At 63.1% G+C, this 439-nt stretch carries 1 protein-coding gene; it reads right to left on the bottom strand.

Going from position 1 to position 439, the window contains the following annotated elements; genetic code table 11:
- Positions 1 to 205: RnfABCDGE type electron transport complex subunit D (locus A6013_RS24320; protein WP_175437429.1), on the bottom strand; the 205-nt coding region annotated here is incomplete at its 3' end.
- Positions 206 to 439: the final 234 nt, after the last annotated feature.

Raw genomic sequence — 439 nt, 5'->3', positions numbered from 1 at the left:
CCGCCATCTTGCGCAGCTTCAGCACGAGGGCTTCCGCCGCGACGGCGCTGGCGCATCCAAGAGCTATCTGGAACAGAGTTCCCCAGCCGAAAAACCAGCACTGAACGGCAATGCCCGGTAGCGCGGCCAGGCAGCCCAGCATCATGATGCGCGAGGTCTGGCGCTGATAGTGGGTGTAAGGGGAACTTGCGATTCTGAAAACCATTTCATCCTCGTTTACGGCTTGATGTGCGGCTTTCTTTGCCTGAACGCGCGCAATGGAGGCGGCGACGACGGCCTTGCGCGGGTCAGAGTTGGCGGCCTGCGGCTGCTCTTCCGGCTGTGCTGCGTTGCGCGCTTTGGCGCGGGCTATAGCCGCTTCAACGGCGGCGTTTCGTGGGTCGACCCGTCCTTCAGGTTCAGCCGCATGCCCCAGCTGCGCATCTTTGCGCCCAATGGC

The organism is Enterobacter sp. IF2SW-B1, from assembly GCF_001743375.1.
Taxonomy (GTDB): domain Bacteria; phylum Pseudomonadota; class Gammaproteobacteria; order Enterobacterales; family Enterobacteriaceae; genus Enterobacter; species Enterobacter bugandensis.
The sequence above is the reverse complement of the archived record's forward strand: the minus strand, read 5'-3'. Positions and strand labels throughout refer to the sequence as shown.